Source organism: Acinetobacter sp. ANC 4173 (assembly GCF_004331255.1).
GTDB lineage: Bacteria > Pseudomonadota > Gammaproteobacteria > Pseudomonadales > Moraxellaceae > Acinetobacter.
Genome location: NZ_SJOF01000016.1, coordinates 53,303 through 69,567 on the forward strand (window position 1 = coordinate 53,303; position 16,265 = coordinate 69,567).

Sequence of the window (16,265 nt, forward strand, 5' to 3'; positions counted from 1 at the left end):
AAAATATTTTTTTATTTATGATGCGAAACACATGTCCCCTTCTCTATTGATCTCTTATTTGCTTTTTTGTTTGGTCATGACCAGTACCCCGGGGCCAAATAATGCCCTCGTGCTGATTTCAGGAGCACGCTTTGGGCTTCAGAAAACCCTACCTTTAATTCTGGGGATTGCCTTTGGTGTAGCCTTTCAACTGATGGTCATTGGTCTGGGACTTCATCAAGTATTTCTACATTTTCCCCAATTCCAGTTCATCTTAAGTCTGATTGGATCCGCCTATATTCTCTGGCTGGCATGGAAAATTGCGTCCAGTGGTCCACTCAACACGCATCTAGATGAGAAACCTGCAATGGGATTTTTACAAGGTGCGGTTTTCCAATGGCTCAATCCTAAGGCATGGATGATGTCTATCAGTACCATCACAACTTACTTTGCTGCTAGCCAACAATCCACCGACATTGCCTATGCCGCCTTAATTCTGATGCTGATCTCGATTCCATGCGTCGGTATTTGGGCAATCACGGGAAAATTTTTACGTCAATTATTAATGCAAGCTAAATTTGCCTTCATGTTTAATCTCAGTATGGCAATTGCATTACTCATCGCAGTTTTACCTACTTGCTTTCAATTCATCACATTACACCCCTAATATTTGGCCTACGCTTTTCTAAGCTAGAACCATTGTGAAGAAAAACTGTAAAAAAAAGCAACACCTGTGTACGCCATAGCGCACAAAGCTTCCCGAGTTTTTCCACTATGTGCTGTGAAATATTTTAAATATGATCAAGGATTGCGAATAGGATATTGCAATACAAAGTTATTCTGGCCCGTAGAAAATACCAAATTTCCACCATTACAAAAGTGTAAAGCTGAATAAATCACCAATAAATGGATATTTTGGTATATATGTTGCTTTTATTCCAAAGCAAAAGGTGGAGTAAATTTGTCTTCGTCTTATTTTTTGAAATTTGATTTTTTACGGATGCTAATATTTACGATGAAAAGCTGGCAAAAGAAAGTCTTACTTTCAACCACGTTAATACTGACAGCGCTTGGCAGCACAGTGCAAGCCAAAGAATGGAAAGTCATTCGTTTCGGTACAGAATCTGCTTACGCCCCTTTTGAATATAAAACCCCTGACAACAAATTGGTTGGTTTTGACATCGACCTAGGTAATGCTATTTGTGCCAAATTGAAAGCCAAATGTGTTTGGGTGGAAAATTCTTTTGATGGGATGATTCCTGCACTCAAAGCGAAAAAATTCGATGGCATTTTATCTTCAATGACGGTCACTGCGGATCGTTCAAAACAAATTGCTTTCAGTAATAAAATTTACAACACCCCAACCCGCATGGTCGCGAAGAAGGGTTCTCCATTAGTGCCTACTCCTGCATCCCTAAAAGGGAAGCGTGTGGGCGTACAACAAGGCACCATTCAAGAGAGTTATGCAAAAGCCTATTGGGCACCTAAAGGTGTCAATGTAGTGCCTTATCCAAACCAAGACGTGCTTTACCAAGACATGGTGTCAGGTCGTCTAGATGCAACATTACAAGATGCCATTATGGTTGATGGTGGCTTCCTTAAATCACCAAAAGGTAAAGCATTCGGCTTTGCGGGTGGCAACGTGGTAGATGCCAAAACCCTTGGCGTAGGTGCGGCGATTGGCTTACGTAAAGAAGATGTTGATCTGAAAAAAGACATTGATAAAGCTTTAGCCGCCATTATTGCCGATGGAACATACAAAAAACTCGAGAAAAAATACTTCTCCTTCAGTATTTATTGATGACAAAAATGTCGGTTTTAAACCGACATTTTTTATATACGACTGAATTTCATCAATATTCTATTTATAGTTTCTGTTCGGAGTAGATGAGTATGTTTTTGTCTGGTTATGGTCCCGTGTTGCTCGAAGGCACTTGGATGACCATACAGCTTGCATTGTTATCACTGTTACTATCCATCATGATTGGATTGATTGGTGCAAGTTCTAAACTCTCTAGTCTTAAATTTGTACGCTATATTGCGACTGCCTACACCACGCTTATTCGAAGCGTTCCCGATCTGGTCATCATGCTGCTGCTATTTTATAGCTTGCAACTGGGGCTGAACTCCATTACCGAATCGTTGCAAATGGAACAAATTGATATTAATCCATTTGTGGCAGGTGTAATTACCTTGGCATTTATTTATGGCGCGTATTTCACCGAAACATTTCGTGGCGCATTTCAAGCAGTACCCAAGGGACAAATTGAAGCCGCTTATGCCTATGGCATGACGTCATTTCAAGTTTTTCGCCGTGTTTTGTTTCCACAAATGATGCGTTTTGCTTTACCCGGTATTGGCAATAACTGGCAAGTCCTGATTAAAGCTACCGCACTGGTCTCACTGATTGGTTTAACCGATATTGTGAAAATTACTCAAGATGCGGGTCGTAGCACCATGCAGGTGTTTTACTTCAGTGTCATTGCCGCAGTGATTTATCTGGCAATTACCACCATTTCAAATTTAATTTTGATGTGGTTAGAACGTCGTTACTCGGTTGGCGTGAAAAAGGGACAACTATGATTGAGATTCTTCAACAATATTGGCAGTCATACCTTTGGACCGATGGTTTTCAAATGACAGGCGTGGCCATGACTGCATGGCTCTTGGTGCTTTCGATTGCGATTGGCTTTGTCTTGGCTGTACCGTTGTCGCTAGCCCGCGTATCAGAAAATCCATTTTTACGCCTGCCTGTTTGGTTCTATACCTATATATTTCGTGGCACGCCACTCTATGTGCAACTGCTCATTATTTACACAGGTATTTATAGCTTCGACTTTATCCATGCCCATGAACATCTGGATGAATTCTTTCGCGAGGGACTCAACTGTACCATTCTGGCTTTTGCATTAAATACTGCGGCGTATACCACTGAAATTTTTGCAGGTGCCATTCGCTCCATTCCCTATGGTGAAATCGAAGCCGCTAAAGCTTTTGGCATGTCTCCGTGGAAACGTTATACCCGTATTATTATTCCATCCATGTTACGCCGTGCTTTGCCGTTCTATGGCAATGAAGTCATTTTGATGCTGCATGCCACCACCATTGCCTTTACCGCAACCGTACCCGATATTCTAAAAATTGCACGAGATGTCAATGCAGCCACTTACGCCACATTTGATGCCTTTGGCATTGCGGCCATCTTGTATGCATGTTTGGCATTTATCTTGATTTGGATTTTTCGTAAATTGGAACAACGCTGGTTGGCGTTTTTAAAACCATCGAATCATTAGGAGAAACATAGATGGAAAACTCAGCAAAACTGGTGATTCGTGATTTACATAAAACCTTCGGGGATAATGAAGTCTTAAAAGGTGTATCCCTTAATGCTAACGCAGGCGATGTGATCAGTATTATTGGTTCTTCAGGTTCAGGAAAAAGTACATTCCTTCGCTGCATCAACTTCTTAGAACAACCCAGTCAAGGTTCCATTCAACTGAATGGTGAGCAACTAGATACTGTGTTGGACAAGTCTGGTAACTTGAAAGCAACCAGCCCCAAACAATTACAGAAAATGCGCACCCAACTGATGATGGTGTTTCAACATTTTAATTTATGGTCGCATATGACTGTACTCGAAAACATCGTGGAAGGGCCGATTCATGTTTTGGGTTTAAAACGTGCCGAAGCTGAAGAACGTGCGCGTAAATACTTAAGAAAAGTCGGGCTGGCTGAAAGTGTAGAAGGTAAATATCCGTCTTTCTTGTCTGGTGGACAACAGCAACGGGTGGCCATTGCACGTGCATTGGCGATGGAACCTGAAGTCATGTTGTTTGATGAGCCAACCAGTGCTTTAGACCCTGAACTGGTGGGTGAAGTATTGAAGGTCATGCAAAGTCTGGCAGAAGAAGGGCGAACCATGATTGTGGTGACCCATGAAATGGGCTTTGCTCGGCATGTCTCCAACCATGTGATTTTCTTGCATCAAGGTAAAATTGAAGAACAAGGTGACCCTAAAGAAGTCTTGATCAATCCCAAAAGTGAACGACTGAAACAGTTCCTTGAAGGCAATTTTAAATAAATGCTTTGTAGGTTACAGCTTACAAAGATTCAGGAAGATGTCTTCTAGATCAGGCTGAATATTTTTCATATGATGAAGACATAGAGAACAGGATGTTCCAAAACATAAAACAATAATGATAAGTGACACCACCAGGATGTGAGGTACGACAGGAGTTATACCTAAGCAGCGCATACGAAAAAAGCCTGACAGGATGTCGGGCTTTTTTTATTTGGACTACAGCCTTATTGCTGCTGTTGTTCTTGCATCCAACGACGTTGCTGTAAACGCTCACCTTCCACTTCACGTTTATTACGCGCAGATTCGTACAACTTGGTACCTTTCAATTCTGGAGGCAAATAGTCTTGCAGTACAAAATGTTCAGGATAGTTATGCGGATATAAATAGTCCACCCCATAGCCTTGCTGTTTCATGAGTTTGGTTGGTGCATTGCGTAAATGTAATGGCACTGGCAAATTCGCCGTTTTTTCTGCCAAATCGAGGGCTTTATTGATTGCCAGATAAGTACTATTACTTTTAGCACTGGTTGCCAAATACACGGCACATTGTCCTAAAATAATCCGTGCTTCAGGCATACCGACCGCTTGAACCGAACGGAAACATTCTCCAGCCAAAAGCAAGGCATTCGGATTAGAATTGCCTATATCTTCCGAAGATGCAATCAGCATGCGACGCGCAATAAATACGGGGTCTTCTCCCCCTTTCAGCATCCGTGCCATCCAATATAAAGCCGCGTCTGGATCACTGCCACGAATCGACTTAATAAAGGCCGAAACTAAGTCATAATGCTGTTCACCTGATTTGTCATACCGCGCAATATTTTGCTGTGCAACACGCACGACAATGGCATTGGTGATAATATTTTCAACGTCTGCTTCAAAGGTACTGGCAATTAGGTCGAGTAAATTCAGTGCCTTACGTGCATCTCCTGCGGCAAACTGCAACAAGGCATCAAATTCTTCAATTTGAATAAAGCGTTGTTTTAAAAAATGATCTTGTTGTATCGCTCGTAGAATCAGTTCCTGAATAGCCTCATTGCTAAGCGTATTTAAGGTATAGACCTGACAACGTGATAATAAGGCACTATTGACTTCGAAGGAGGGGTTTTCTGTGGTCGCACCAATCAGCGTAATCTTGCCCTTTTCCACCGCATTCAATAAAGCGTCTTGCTGTGATTTGTTGAAACGGTGAATTTCGTCAATAAACACCACAGGGGTCAGCAAATCACCACTTTCTGCAATGATTTCCCGTAATTCTTTCACACCCGTATTTAATGCCGACAGACTGACAAAGGGACGATCAACAGCTTGTGCCAGCAACAAGGCAATCGTGGTTTTACCAACACCCGGCGGTCCCCAGAAAATAATCGACGGCAAGTGCCCCTGATCAATCATTTGACGTAATGGTGCTTGCTCTCCCAATAAGTGATCTTGCCCAATAATTTCAGACAAATCACGAGGACGAAGACGTTCTGGAAGCGGAATCTTGGTGTCTGACATATGGTTATTTCAGCCAATAAAGGTGGTTCTAGTCTACACTGGAATGCCAAGCAGACTGAATAGTTGAATGCTGAAGATCCCATTAGAATAGACGGTAATTTAAAATATCCAACAAAGAGGCTGCAAACATTTGCCCATGACTTAAATTTGGGTAAAGCAACAGTTTGCTCTGTACGCCTTGCTGTACAAAATGTGCAATCACATGGCGGTTATCTTGTACGGTATTCGGATTAAAATTTGGGCTCTTTGTCGCAGGATGATTTTGTGCTAAATCCCCTTCCATAATCCATAAAGCTTGGGTCTGATCATGCGACACCGCCTTAGTTTGCATATTTTTCAGAATACGGGCATCCGCCCACGACAAAGACGGACTTGCAGCAAAATAATGACTGAAGTATTGAGCGTGCATCAAACTATCTAATACAAATAGCCCGCCATAAGAATGTCCCCATAAAGCTTGTCGTTGAGGATCTAATTGGGCTTGTCCAGCCACCCAAGGTTGAATTTGGCTTAATAACACTTTACGGAATTCTGCACTGCCCCCACTTAAGCGCTCAGGTTGACGGGGATCTGCTGTGATTTTTCCAGTTTCATCTGTTGGGGTATAATCCAAAGCACGTGCTGTTGTATCAAAAGGCAAGTTGGTGTCATAGCCAATTGCAACCAAAACTGGCGCTTCACGCGTTGCCAATTGCTGCAATACATCTTCAGACAAATAGGACATTACCGAATTACCATCGAGCATAAACAATGCAGGAGATGCTCCTGTTGCTTGGCGTGGAAGACCTAACCAAACTTTATAACGGCGTTGCTGATCGGCAGATTGGAAATACTTGACCTGAAACTGATAGTAGGCGGAGCCCTGTTCCGCAATATTGGTGGTTAAGGCTGCTAAATTCGGTTTGGCTTGTACTTCTGCATAGATCATCAAGCTAAAGCCACACACCAAAAATAGCGCAGACTTGAATGAGAAATGAAACACTGGCAGATCTCTAAAAACCACAAAAGAGATCAAATACTATCTGTATTAAGAATCATTATCAATTAAATGCATCTTATTTTATCTGCGAGTTAACGCACCCAACGCACAATATATTCATCGATCTGTTCTTCATCGACTTCTATTTCAGAGATACAACGGCCCGCAGCCGACTTTCTGGCTTTAATTACACTCTGCCGTGAACCTGTATTTAAATAATGCCACGAAGGTAAACTTTTTCCTTCATCTAAGCGCCGATATGCACAACTCGCAGGTAACCAATGAATCTGTCTTAATTTTTCTGGCGTCAGTTGAATACAATCTGGGACATATTGCAAACGCTCAGAATAGTCACTACAACGCGCGGTCGTACAATCCAATAGCTTACACGCTACTTTGGTATACGCGACTTCTTGCGTATCTTCGTCCTCTAGTTTCACTAAACAGCACAAGCCACAACCATCACATAAAGCCTCCCACTCTTGAGTATTTAGGGCTTCAAGCGGATATTTTTTCCAGAACTGCGGGCGTAATTTACTAGACATGGTGGGCAAAAACTAAAAATAACATAATTATTATATCAATAAATTCCTGCAACAATGCAGCAATCTCTTTTACGTTAAATCATAGACTTACTCCAATATGCGAACATTTTTTAGACAAAAGATCAACATTCCAACAATTCACCCGAACCTATACTGAATGCAAGACAACAACAACATGGAGAAGACTTATGTTCCGTTGGGCGATTATTTTTGCAGTGATTGCATTAATTGCAAGCTTACTCGGCTTTGGTGGTGTTGCAGGGCTATCCAAAGACTTTGCTGTGATCTTATTGGTCATTGCCGTCATTTTAGCTATCGTTGGCTTCATCTCTAGAGGGAAAGTTTAGAATACGGTCATCAAATGTACTTCATAAAAAAAGAAGGATTTTTCCTTCTTTTTTTATGTTTAAACGGATAGTTTAAGCATAGAAACCCCACGTTCTACTCATATTTTTTATTTTCACCCAATGAAATATTTTTTATGAATTTATTTTAATTTCAATAATTTAAACCAATTAAGCAAAATATACAGATGTTTTTTTACACTTCTTCACCACCATGACGTGATTTTTTCAAAATCATCGATTATTTTATGCTTTAATCATTCAACTCTCGTACTCAATAATACTAAGGACAAAAGGATGACCACCAACATTCAAACCCGTGAAATCGAATATACTGCTGCAGATGGTACGCGCTTAATTGGATATTTTGCTGCACCAAGCACTGCTGAACCTGTTGCAGGTATTTTGGTCTCACCTGAATGGTGGGGGCGTAATGAATACACAGAACAACGTGCACGTGAACTGGCAGAACATGGCTATGCAGCCTTCGCTATTGATATGTATGGTAATAAAAATGTGACCACGTCTGCGGCGCAAGCCAATGAATGGATGATGCAAACCTTCCAAGCCCCAGACACCATTGTGACTCGTGCGTCAGCAGGTTTAGCGACTTTGGCTGCACAAACCGAAGTAAATGCAGATAAACTGGCTGCAATTGGCTTCTGTTATGGCGGTAAAGTGATTTTGGATTTGGCACGTTCGGGTGCTGAACTGAAAGCTGTGGTGACCTTCCACGCCAACCTGTCGGCACAAGCGCCTGCCCAAGCCGGTCAGGTTAAAGCTGAAATTTTGGTCTTGCATGGTGAACTCGACAGCATGGTTAGCTTAGATGATGTTGCACATTTCCGTGAAGAAATGTATGCCGCTCAAGTTCCACATGAAGTCATTGTCTTTGAAGATGCAAAGCATGGTTTCAGTAACCCACAAGCAGATGAAAGAGCCAAAGCCAATGGTGTAGACTTAGGCTATAATGCTGAAGCGGAACGACAAGGGCTTGAAGCCATGTATGAGCTACTGCAACGTCGTTTAGCTGAATAAAAAAATAGAAACGTGGATGTTGGCTGTATCCAACATCATTTTTGAATTTCAATGCTTTGTAAAGAGGACAAGATAATGACTGAGAACAACTGCCCATACTGCAATTTCGATGAGTTTGATATCATTGATAAAAATGAGTTTGGTGTGATTCTACCTGAGCCAAATGCACTCTCTAAAGGACATTGCGTCATTATCCCTCTACGCCATGTCAGCTCTTTCTTTGATATTACTGACAAAGAACGTAAAAGTTTAATGTCGCTTTTAGAACTGGCTCGCAATGAACTCCAGCTGCGTCATCAACCTACAGGTTTTCACATCGGCTTTAACGATGGCTCGGTGTTTGGTGAAGCATCTGAACATTTGCACATCCATATTATCCCTCGTTATGATGACCAACCGCTAAAACTCGATGCGCGTTGGGGCATGTTAAACGAAGCTTAATCTGCCACCCAGAAAAAAATGATGCGATCGCATCATTTTTTTATGCCTAAATTTCCTGTCAAGACTCAGCAAAAATCAGGATGTCTCCGCTATACTAAGTCGCTTGAAATTGTATTGAGTTCACATGTCTTCGTTTTCTTTCTCAGATGCCCTATTAGACTGGTTCGACCTGCATGGTCGCCATGACCTGCCTTGGCAAGTGGCAGACAATCCCTACCAAGTATGGGTTTCCGAGATTATGTTGCAACAGACTCAAGTCAAAACCGTACTGCAATATTTTGAACGCTTTGTGCAACGCTTCCCCACAGTTGAAGATTTAGGTCGTGCCTCTTGGGATGATGTTGCTCCTTACTGGGCAGGTTTAGGCTACTATGCGCGTGCGCGTAACTTGCACAAAGCCGCAGCAATCGTAGCGCAGCAAGGTCATTTCCCGAACAACTTAGAAGATTGGATGGCACTGCCAGGCATCGGACGCTCCACGGCGGGTGCATTAATGTCCTTAGGTTTACGACAATATGGCGTAATTATGGATGGCAACGTAAAACGCGTGCTCGCCCGTTTCTTTGCCATTGAAGAAGATCTCAGCAAACCAATCCATGAACGTGCCCTGTGGCAACTGGCAGAACAACTGTGCCCAGAACAACGGAATCATGACTATACCCAAGCCATTATGGACTTAGGGGCAACCATCTGTACCCCGAAAAAACCGTTGTGTTTGTATTGCCCCATGCAGCAACACTGCAAAGCCCATCAACAGGGCTTAGAAACTGAACTACCGTATAAAAAGCCCAAGAAAGCGGTTCCTGTAAGATCGGCACAAGTGATGGTGTTGCAGTGCCAAGATCAATGGCTATGGTTACAACGTCCCAATACTGGATTGTGGGGCGGATTATGGAGTCTACCCATCTATGACGACTGTGCTGAATTGAGTCGCACCACACAAATGTTAGGTCTAAAACCAAACAGCAATAATGCGCAAATCTCACATAGTTTTACGCATTTTACGTGGCTACTTGACGCGATTTGTTTCCACGTGGAACCAGAACAAAAAGAGCATATTGCCATTGAACTCTCAGGCACATGGTACACGCCACAAAAAGCTACACAAATGGGGCTACCTACTGCCATGAAAAAATTGATCTCTGCCTTATAGATATGACATAGTCTGAAACTGAAAGTTTAGCTTCTTGAAAATCACAATAATCAAAAGGAAAAATTGTGCTTCGTCAGTTTGCGATTAGCAGTTTAACAATCGGTCTTTTGGCACTCACCGCCTGTACGTCGACACCGAAGAAGACAGGCTCTGGGCTGCCTCCATCTACCGTACAAGACTTACAACGTACGCCGCTCAAATCAAACTTACCCATTCCTGTACAAAATATTAAAACCAAACAATTGACCGATACATGGGGTGCTTCACGCAGTCAGGGACGTCGACATGAAGGCATCGACATTATGGCTCCACGTGGAACCAAAGTGTATAGCACCACCGAGGGATTAATTGCTGACTTACGCGATAACAATTTGGGTGGTAAAGTAATTTGGGTGTTGGGGCCCAGTGGCTCTTGGCATTATTATGCACACTTAAATGAGCACAAACGCGGACTGGCCGTTGGAGATTATGTCAAAAAAGGCGATCTGATTGGCTATGTCGGCAACACGGGAAATGCTCGACAGACTGCACCCCATTTGCATTATGGCATTTATTTAGCAGGTAAAGGTCGCGGTGCAGTCAATCCTTTTCCATATTTACGTTAATTTTTTTAGGAAATACACATGTCTGAAGTGTTGATGAATCGTCTGGTTGAATTTGCAGAATCAGGCAATCAACAAAAAATTGTGGTTGCAGGACAAAGCTATCAGGGCTGGGTCATGGAAATTACCGAAGATGCCCTGTTGATCAGTACGGGTTTTGCAGACAAATCAGGCAAAGATTTCTGGATTTCGTTTAACGATCTACAACATGCCACCTTATTCTATTGGAACAACAAAACAGACCAATGGGTAGATTTCACTTTATAAATCGATAACCACATAGAGAGGAACAATGACTAAACAACGCTGTGGCTGGTGTACCGAGGATCCTCTCTACATTGCCTACCATGATCATGAATGGGGGCAACCTGTGCATGATGAACAACATTTATTTGAAATGCTCTGTCTCGAAGGACAGCAAGCGGGTCTCTCTTGGATTACCGTACTGAAAAAACGGGAAAGTTATCGCCAACATTTTTTTCAGCATCCGATTCAACAGATTGCCGAGCTGAGCGATGCTGAGCTAGAAGCCAAATTACAAGATGCTGGGCTGATTCGACACCTTGGCAAACTACACGCCATTCGGGAGAATGCACGGGCTTGGCAAAGTCTAAAACAACAAGAAAATGTCGTGGATTGGTTATGGAGTTTTGTCAGCCACAACCCTATTCTGAATGCGGTGCCCAACTATAAAACGGCACCCGCACAAACTGAAATTAGTCAGCAAATGTCCAAAGCCTTAAAGAAAAAGGGCTTCAAATTTGTGGGGCCAACCACCTGTTATGCCTTTATGCAAGCCGTGGGTATGGTCGATGATCACGAAGACCATTGTCCCGCCAAAAATACAACAAAATAGTCCCCCATAAAAACAGAGGATGCCATCATGAGTAATAATCTGATCAATAGCTATGCCGCCCTACATGCAGGCGAGGCACTGGTACCCTTTCAATTTGATGCAGGCGAACTGCTACCACATCAAGTTGAAATTAAAGTGGAATATTGTGGACTCTGTCATTCTGATGTTTCAGTGATTGAGAATCAGTGGGGGAATTCCGTTTACCCTGTGGTCGCTGGGCATGAAGTGATTGGCACCATCTTAAGCATGGGTTCAGAAGCCAAAGGACTACAGATAGGTCAACGCGTAGGGTTGGGTTGGACTGCGGAAAGCTGTCAATACTGTGATCCATGTGTGGCAGGACAGCCTGTATTATGTAGCAGTGGCAGCACCGCCACCATTGTGGGTCATGCTGGTGGCTTTGCTGATAAAGTCCGAGCGGCATGGCAATGGGTCATTCCGCTGCCTGAAGATTTAGACCCTGAAAGCGCAGGTCCTCTGCTCTGTGGAGGGATTACCGTTTTTGATCCTTTGCTCAAACACCATATCCAAGCCACCCATCATGTCGGTGTGATTGGCATTGGTGGCTTAGGGCATATCGCGATTAAGTTACTCAAAGCATGGGGCTGTGAAATCACCGCTTTTACGTCAAGTCTGGACAAGACTGATGAACTTAAAGCCATGGGCGCAGACCATGTGGTAAATAGCCGCGATGTAGATGCACTGAAAACCCAGCGAGGCAAATTTGATCTGTTGCTCAGTACGGTTAATGTCACACTAAATTGGCCTGCTTATATCAGTACCCTAGCACCAAATGGCACCATCCATCTGTTAGGCTTGCCACTAGAACCCATCAAGTTTAATGCGGGTAGCCTGATTGGCGGCGCAAAGTCAATCACAGGCTCCCCCACAGGTTCACCTGCTGCATTACGTCAACTGCTCAAGTTCGCTGCACGTAAAAATATTGCGCCACAAATTGAACTGTTCCCAATGTCACAACTGAATCAGGCCATAGAGCGTTTGCACTCAGGTCAAGCACGTTATCGGATTGTGCTTCAAGCCGACTTTGAATCAAGCACAACATAATCCAATTGCCGTCGAGTCCAATCTGCCAAGCACTCAATCGCTTGGCGGATCTCGGCGGATAATTCATGACCTGCATTTAACCGTATGCAATTTTTATAACGCTGCTCTTCTCCAAAAACGATACCGGGCACAATACTGATGCCTTGCTGTTGGGCATAATGATACAAATCCAAACTATGAATGGCTTCAGGCAACTGTAACCACAGTGCATAGCCGCCTTTGGGCTGATTCAAGCGAATCTCGATACCTGAAAAAGCCTGAATTAAAAATTGCCGATATTGCTCGACCTGCTGCATTAAACTGGGTTTTAAACGATTCAAATGCTCTCGATAGGCGCGACTATAAATCAAATCGGCCAAGCCCAATTGCAAGGGGGTATTCACCGCAACATGTCGAGTCAGAAGTTGTGCCCGTAAATGGTTTAAACGTGACGGCATGCAAAACCACCCCACCCGATAAGCAGTAGATAAGGACTTGGAAACCGAGCCACAGTAAATGACATAACCCTGTCGATCCCAGTACTGAATCGGCAATGGCCGTTTTAAATCAAAACTACATTCGGCATAAATATCATCTTCAATGACATAACACTGATATTGAGCTGCCAACTGGGCAATTTTTTCTTTTTCTGCGGGGCTTAAACAAAAGCCTAAAGGGTTTTGAAAATTGGCAGTGAGTAAGCAGGCCTTGGCTCCCGAATCACGCATCGCCTGTTCAAATCGATTCAGATCAAACCCATTGGCATGCGCTGGAACTTCCACAATTTTGCGATTCAGACTCGCCAACAATTGCAACTGCCCATTAAAGTTGGGCGTCGGTACAATAATGCTATCGCCTTCTTGGGTCAGAGTTTGAATCACCACCGACAAAGCAGGCATGCAACCATTGCTGATATAAATATCTTCAGCTGCCATGTAAATGCCATCTTCTGCCCAATGTGCCGACAAAGCCTCTCTTAAACGTCGATGTCCCTGTTTATCACTATACAAAAAATCTTCAGGTTTACTGTGTTTCAGCGCACGCTGAATGGAACGGCGAAGTGCCTCTACAGGCACTAAATTCGGTGACAGTTGAATAGCCCCCAAATGAATCATTTGATCATGAATGGAGGCCTCTTGAATTTCAATTTGCAGTTCTAAATTAGACACGTCTCGAGCCGTCACCGCAAAATCGACATGCTGCGGCACAGCGACTGCCAAAGCTTGTGGTTGCACAAAGTAACCTGCTTGAGGTTTTGCCGTAATTAAGCCTTGTGCCTCTAATAGTTCATAACAGCTTTTGGCGGTGTTGAGGCTGACTTGTTGCGATTGGGCAAAATGACGCAACGAACTCAAGCGCTGCCCTGCCCCCAATTCTCCCGCATAAATTTTCTGTGCCAACTGGTGTGCCAAATCCCGATATTGAATGCCCATCACTGTACTCATTTTTTAATATATTTTGTATCTGTAACCAAGAATACACCCTGCCTATGCTAAGCGTACAGTTCATTTTTACTTGGGGAAAATCAATATGTATCGTTTTAGCTTGGTCGTACTCACCCTGTGTCTTGTCGCCTGCCAACCGAGCACATCAATTTGGCAACAGCAACATGATTTTATTTGTCAGTCTTTAATTGAAGGTTTTTTAAAAACGTCGGGACAACAAAACTTTGAATTGAACCAGAAAAGCGATGTCATGGATAGCGTCATCCCGCAGCGCCTGTTTAGCTATCAATCTGGCTCAACCCGTACCACCTTAATCGGTGAAACACAGCGAAAAGAGTTACAGTTTGTCTGTTGGAACGAGGCTCAACATTTTACGATTGCTCAACAGGATTCGAACCATGCACCACGACAAGCGCTGTTAACCGTTCAAATTCATTTGCCTAAAACTACAGATACATGGCAAGTTTCTGCGCCAAAAACTCAATGAACAGGCGAACCCGTTTCGGTAAGTGCTCTTGTTGGTAGTACACCGCATGGATTTTTTGATAATGTAATTCAATCTGATCTTCAAATAGCGCCACCAAACGTCCTGCGTGGAGATCATCTTGAACCAAAAAACGCGATAAACAGGTAATCCCAGTACCGTTCAGCACCAACTGACGTACGGTTTCCCCATTCGATGCCTTGATTTTGGGATGAATATTGAGACGTTGTCCCTGCAACATTAAGGGCCAAGTATTTAAATGCGTGGGCTGGGTAAAACCCAGCAAAAGGTGCTGCAACAACTGCTCAGGCTGGTTGGGCGTGCCATGTTGGGCTAAATAATCAGGACTGGCCACAATATACAGGCGGCTACGACATAACAGTTTGGCATGTAAGCTGGAATCATTTAACTCGCCAAAACGAATCGCTACATCGGTTTTATGTTCCAGTAAATCAATAATCTGATCGTGATTATTCAATTCAATTTCAATCTTCGGATATTGCTGCATGAACTCTTGAATCAGCGGCACAATCACATGCAGTACAAAAGGCGTCGCAGAATCGACCCGAATGAGACCTGAAATATCATGATCAGATTTTAATAAAGCATCTTCAGCTTCGGTCAAATCATTCAAAATCTTGCGCGATTTTTCCAGAAACAACTGCCCTTCTTGCGTCAGTTTCAACTTGCGCGTAGTCCGTTCCAGCAGGGTCACCTTGAGTTTGCTTTCCAAGCGCTGCAAGGCACGACTAACACCCGATGTGGTTTGTCCTAATTGCTCCGCAGCTTTCACAATCGAGCCACTTTCGACAATCTGGACAAAAGCATTTAATTCTTCAATGGTCGATTTCATCGTCATTTTATTGATTATTGGTCAAGAATATTTTGCAAATTCCTAGATTTTTCCACAACAGTTATTTCAGCAAAATAGCTCTATCTTTAAAAAGTTCGGTTGAGAAAAACATGATTGTTCCAAAAATGGGAATGGGTACCTTTCGCTTGACGGGTGCAACGGTAAGGGATGCGGTTCAGACTGCGCTTGACGTCGGCTATCGAGCCATTGATACGGCACAAATTTATGGCAATGAAGCTAAAATTGGTCAAGCCATTGCCAACAGTGGTGTACCCCATCATGAATTATTTTTGACCACCAAAATCTGGACTGAAAATTACGCTCCAGAGCAATTGATTCTGAGCTTAAAACAGAGCCTACAAAAATTAGGCACGGATGCTGTGAATTTGACGTTAATTCATTGGCCTGCCCCACAACTGGGCGTTTCAATTGAGGAAGTGATGCAAGCCTTGCTGCATGCCAAGCAATTAGGACTGACCGAACATATCGGCATCTCAAATTTTAATATTGCCCTAACCCAACAGGCAATTAACAGTATTGGACTCGAGCATATTGCCACCAATCAAATTGAACTGAGTCCTTATTTACAAAATCGTCCCTTGGTCAGTTATCTGCAACAGCAACAGATTGATGTGACCTCTTACATGACTTTGGCCTATGGCAAAGTGCTGCAAGATCCTGTCTTACAGACTATTGCCCAGCACATCCATGCCAGTCCCGCGCAAGTGGCATTGGCATGGGCGCTGCAACAAGGTTATGCCGTCATTCCCTCTTCTACACAACGGGCGCATTTGTGGGCAAATTTAAAAGCGCAAGATTTACAGCTCACTCCTGAACAGATGCAGGCAATTGCTGAACTCGACCGAAACTCACGTGAGGTAAATCCTGAACAACTCGCTCCCGAGTGGGACTAGGGCAATCC

General features: G+C 43.3%; 20 protein-coding genes. 15 read left to right on the top strand and 5 right to left on the bottom strand.

Translation table 11 applies throughout. The annotated features are described in order from the left end of the window. Window positions 1-76: 76 nt before the first annotated feature. From E0H94_RS15965 to E0H94_RS15985, 5 genes are all read left to right on the top strand, one after another. Window positions 77-646, top strand: coding sequence for a LysE family translocator (locus tag E0H94_RS15965; RefSeq protein WP_227548659.1), 570 nt, complete (start codon window positions 77-79; stop codon window positions 644-646). 348 nt (window positions 647-994) lie between these two features. Next, a complete protein-coding gene (locus E0H94_RS15970; protein ID WP_131327409.1) occupies window positions 995-1,780 on the top strand; it encodes an ABC transporter substrate-binding protein in 786 nt (261 codons plus the stop codon). A gap of 92 nt (window positions 1,781-1,872) precedes the next feature. Continuing rightward, complete coding sequence (locus E0H94_RS15975) at window positions 1,873-2,562, top strand: ABC transporter permease (protein WP_016168902.1); 690 nt, start codon at window positions 1,873-1,875, stop codon at window positions 2,560-2,562. Continuing rightward, window positions 2,559-3,272 (top strand): ABC transporter permease, encoded by a 714-nt coding sequence (locus E0H94_RS15980; RefSeq protein ID WP_131264261.1) that lies wholly within the window; start codon window positions 2,559-2,561, stop codon window positions 3,270-3,272. Before E0H94_RS15975 ends, E0H94_RS15980 begins: the two co-directional genes overlap by 4 nt. Window positions 3,273-3,283: 11 nt before the next feature. After that, a complete protein-coding gene (locus tag E0H94_RS15985) occupies window positions 3,284-4,060 on the top strand; it encodes an ABC transporter ATP-binding protein (RefSeq protein WP_131264262.1) in 777 nt (258 codons plus the stop codon). 224 nt (window positions 4,061-4,284) lie between these two features. Here E0H94_RS15985 and E0H94_RS15990 read toward each other — a convergent pair whose 3' ends face one another. The 3 genes from E0H94_RS15990 to E0H94_RS16000 all read right to left on the bottom strand — a co-directional run bounded on the left by E0H94_RS15990 (window position 4,285) and on the right by E0H94_RS16000 (window position 7,083). Beyond that, a complete protein-coding gene (locus E0H94_RS15990; protein WP_131327410.1) occupies window positions 4,285-5,559 on the bottom strand; it encodes a replication-associated recombination protein A in 1,275 nt (424 codons plus the stop codon). An 82-nt stretch (window positions 5,560-5,641) separates the two neighbouring features. Beyond that, window positions 5,642-6,487, bottom strand: coding sequence for an alpha/beta hydrolase (locus E0H94_RS15995; RefSeq protein ID WP_131327439.1), 846 nt, complete (start codon window positions 6,485-6,487; stop codon window positions 5,642-5,644). A gap of 143 nt (window positions 6,488-6,630) precedes the next feature. Beyond that, window positions 6,631-7,083 (bottom strand): YcgN family cysteine cluster protein, encoded by a 453-nt coding sequence (locus E0H94_RS16000; RefSeq protein WP_131327411.1) that lies wholly within the window; start codon window positions 7,081-7,083, stop codon window positions 6,631-6,633. A gap of 188 nt (window positions 7,084-7,271) precedes the next feature. On the opposite strand from E0H94_RS16000, the gene E0H94_RS16005 reads away from it, so the two are divergent. From E0H94_RS16005 to ahr, 8 genes are all read left to right on the top strand, one after another. Further along, window positions 7,272-7,430 (top strand): DUF1328 domain-containing protein, encoded by a 159-nt coding sequence (locus tag E0H94_RS16005; protein WP_131327412.1) that lies wholly within the window; start codon window positions 7,272-7,274, stop codon window positions 7,428-7,430. Between the two features lie 294 nt (window positions 7,431-7,724). Next, window positions 7,725-8,465 (top strand): dienelactone hydrolase family protein, encoded by a 741-nt coding sequence (locus E0H94_RS16010; protein WP_131327413.1) that lies wholly within the window; start codon window positions 7,725-7,727, stop codon window positions 8,463-8,465. Between the two features lie 75 nt (window positions 8,466-8,540). Then, window positions 8,541-8,906 (top strand): HIT family protein, encoded by a 366-nt coding sequence (locus E0H94_RS16015; RefSeq protein WP_131327414.1) that lies wholly within the window; start codon window positions 8,541-8,543, stop codon window positions 8,904-8,906. Between the two features lie 124 nt (window positions 8,907-9,030). Next, a complete protein-coding gene (gene mutY, locus E0H94_RS16020; protein WP_131327415.1) occupies window positions 9,031-10,059 on the top strand; it encodes an A/G-specific adenine glycosylase in 1,029 nt (342 codons plus the stop codon). Window positions 10,060-10,124: 65 nt separating this feature from the next. Beyond that, window positions 10,125-10,664, top strand: coding sequence for a M23 family metallopeptidase (locus E0H94_RS16025; RefSeq protein WP_131327416.1), 540 nt, complete (start codon window positions 10,125-10,127; stop codon window positions 10,662-10,664). A gap of 18 nt (window positions 10,665-10,682) precedes the next feature. Then, complete coding sequence (locus E0H94_RS16030) at window positions 10,683-10,928, top strand: hypothetical protein (RefSeq protein WP_116762194.1); 246 nt, start codon at window positions 10,683-10,685, stop codon at window positions 10,926-10,928. Window positions 10,929-10,953: 25 nt separating this feature from the next. Continuing rightward, a complete protein-coding gene (locus tag E0H94_RS16035; protein ID WP_131327417.1) occupies window positions 10,954-11,517 on the top strand; it encodes a DNA-3-methyladenine glycosylase I in 564 nt (187 codons plus the stop codon). 27 nt (window positions 11,518-11,544) lie between these two features. Continuing rightward, complete coding sequence (ahr, locus tag E0H94_RS16040) at window positions 11,545-12,582, top strand: NADPH-dependent aldehyde reductase Ahr (protein ID WP_131327418.1); 1,038 nt, start codon at window positions 11,545-11,547, stop codon at window positions 12,580-12,582. Here ahr and E0H94_RS16045 read toward each other — a convergent pair. Further along, entirely contained in the window at window positions 12,552-13,994 is a 1,443-nt protein-coding gene (locus E0H94_RS16045; RefSeq protein ID WP_131327419.1) for a PLP-dependent aminotransferase family protein, read from the bottom strand. The two genes, ahr and E0H94_RS16045, sit on opposite strands and share 31 nt — an antisense overlap. Window positions 13,995-14,091: 97 nt before the next feature. On the opposite strand from E0H94_RS16045, the gene E0H94_RS16050 reads away from it, so the two are divergent. After that, window positions 14,092-14,493: a hypothetical protein gene (locus E0H94_RS16050; RefSeq protein WP_131327420.1), complete on the top strand. Its 402-nt coding sequence runs from the start codon at window positions 14,092-14,094 to the stop codon at window positions 14,491-14,493. On the opposite strand, the gene E0H94_RS16055 is transcribed toward E0H94_RS16050, so the two are convergent. After that, the gene (locus tag E0H94_RS16055) at window positions 14,453-15,343 is read right to left on the bottom strand and encodes a LysR family transcriptional regulator (RefSeq protein WP_131327421.1); all 891 of its coding nucleotides are present in this window, start codon (window positions 15,341-15,343) and stop codon (window positions 14,453-14,455) included. The two genes, E0H94_RS16050 and E0H94_RS16055, sit on opposite strands and share 41 nt — an antisense overlap. 110 nt (window positions 15,344-15,453) lie before the next feature. Between E0H94_RS16055 and dkgB the strand changes: the two genes are divergently transcribed. Then, the gene (gene dkgB / locus E0H94_RS16060) at window positions 15,454-16,257 is read left to right on the top strand and encodes a 2,5-didehydrogluconate reductase DkgB (RefSeq protein ID WP_131327422.1); all 804 of its coding nucleotides are present in this window, start codon (window positions 15,454-15,456) and stop codon (window positions 16,255-16,257) included. The last annotated feature ends 8 nt before the right edge of the window (window positions 16,258-16,265 follow it).

Bases quoted from the DNA above. Each gene is read 5' to 3' on its own strand.
- E0H94_RS15965 (WP_227548659.1), top strand. From the start codon at position 77: ATGACCAGTACCCCGGGGCCAAATAATGCCCTCGTGCTGATTTCAGGA.
- E0H94_RS15970 (WP_131327409.1), top strand. From the start codon at position 995: ATGAAAAGCTGGCAAAAGAAAGTCTTACTTTCAACCACGTTAATACTG.
- E0H94_RS15975 (WP_016168902.1), top strand. From the start codon at position 1,873: ATGTTTTTGTCTGGTTATGGTCCCGTGTTGCTCGAAGGCACTTGGATG.
- E0H94_RS15980 (WP_131264261.1), top strand. From the start codon at position 2,559: ATGATTGAGATTCTTCAACAATATTGGCAGTCATACCTTTGGACCGAT.
- E0H94_RS15985 (WP_131264262.1), top strand. From the start codon at position 3,284: ATGGAAAACTCAGCAAAACTGGTGATTCGTGATTTACATAAAACCTTC.
- E0H94_RS15990 (WP_131327410.1), bottom strand. From the start codon at position 5,559: ATGTCAGACACCAAGATTCCGCTTCCAGAACGTCTTCGTCCTCGTGAT.
- E0H94_RS15995 (WP_131327439.1), bottom strand. From the start codon at position 6,487: ATGATCTATGCAGAAGTACAAGCCAAACCGAATTTAGCAGCCTTAACC.
- E0H94_RS16000 (WP_131327411.1), bottom strand. From the start codon at position 7,083: ATGTCTAGTAAATTACGCCCGCAGTTCTGGAAAAAATATCCGCTTGAA.
- E0H94_RS16005 (WP_131327412.1), top strand. From the start codon at position 7,272: ATGTTCCGTTGGGCGATTATTTTTGCAGTGATTGCATTAATTGCAAGC.
- E0H94_RS16010 (WP_131327413.1), top strand. From the start codon at position 7,725: ATGACCACCAACATTCAAACCCGTGAAATCGAATATACTGCTGCAGAT.
- E0H94_RS16015 (WP_131327414.1), top strand. From the start codon at position 8,541: ATGACTGAGAACAACTGCCCATACTGCAATTTCGATGAGTTTGATATC.
- mutY (WP_131327415.1), top strand. From the start codon at position 9,031: ATGTCTTCGTTTTCTTTCTCAGATGCCCTATTAGACTGGTTCGACCTG.
- E0H94_RS16030 (WP_116762194.1), top strand. From the start codon at position 10,683: ATGTCTGAAGTGTTGATGAATCGTCTGGTTGAATTTGCAGAATCAGGC.
- E0H94_RS16035 (WP_131327417.1), top strand. From the start codon at position 10,954: ATGACTAAACAACGCTGTGGCTGGTGTACCGAGGATCCTCTCTACATT.
- ahr (WP_131327418.1), top strand. From the start codon at position 11,545: ATGAGTAATAATCTGATCAATAGCTATGCCGCCCTACATGCAGGCGAG.
- E0H94_RS16045 (WP_131327419.1), bottom strand. From the start codon at position 13,994: ATGGGCATTCAATATCGGGATTTGGCACACCAGTTGGCACAGAAAATT.
- E0H94_RS16050 (WP_131327420.1), top strand. From the start codon at position 14,092: ATGTATCGTTTTAGCTTGGTCGTACTCACCCTGTGTCTTGTCGCCTGC.
- E0H94_RS16055 (WP_131327421.1), bottom strand. From the start codon at position 15,343: ATGAAATCGACCATTGAAGAATTAAATGCTTTTGTCCAGATTGTCGAA.
- dkgB (WP_131327422.1), top strand. From the start codon at position 15,454: ATGATTGTTCCAAAAATGGGAATGGGTACCTTTCGCTTGACGGGTGCA.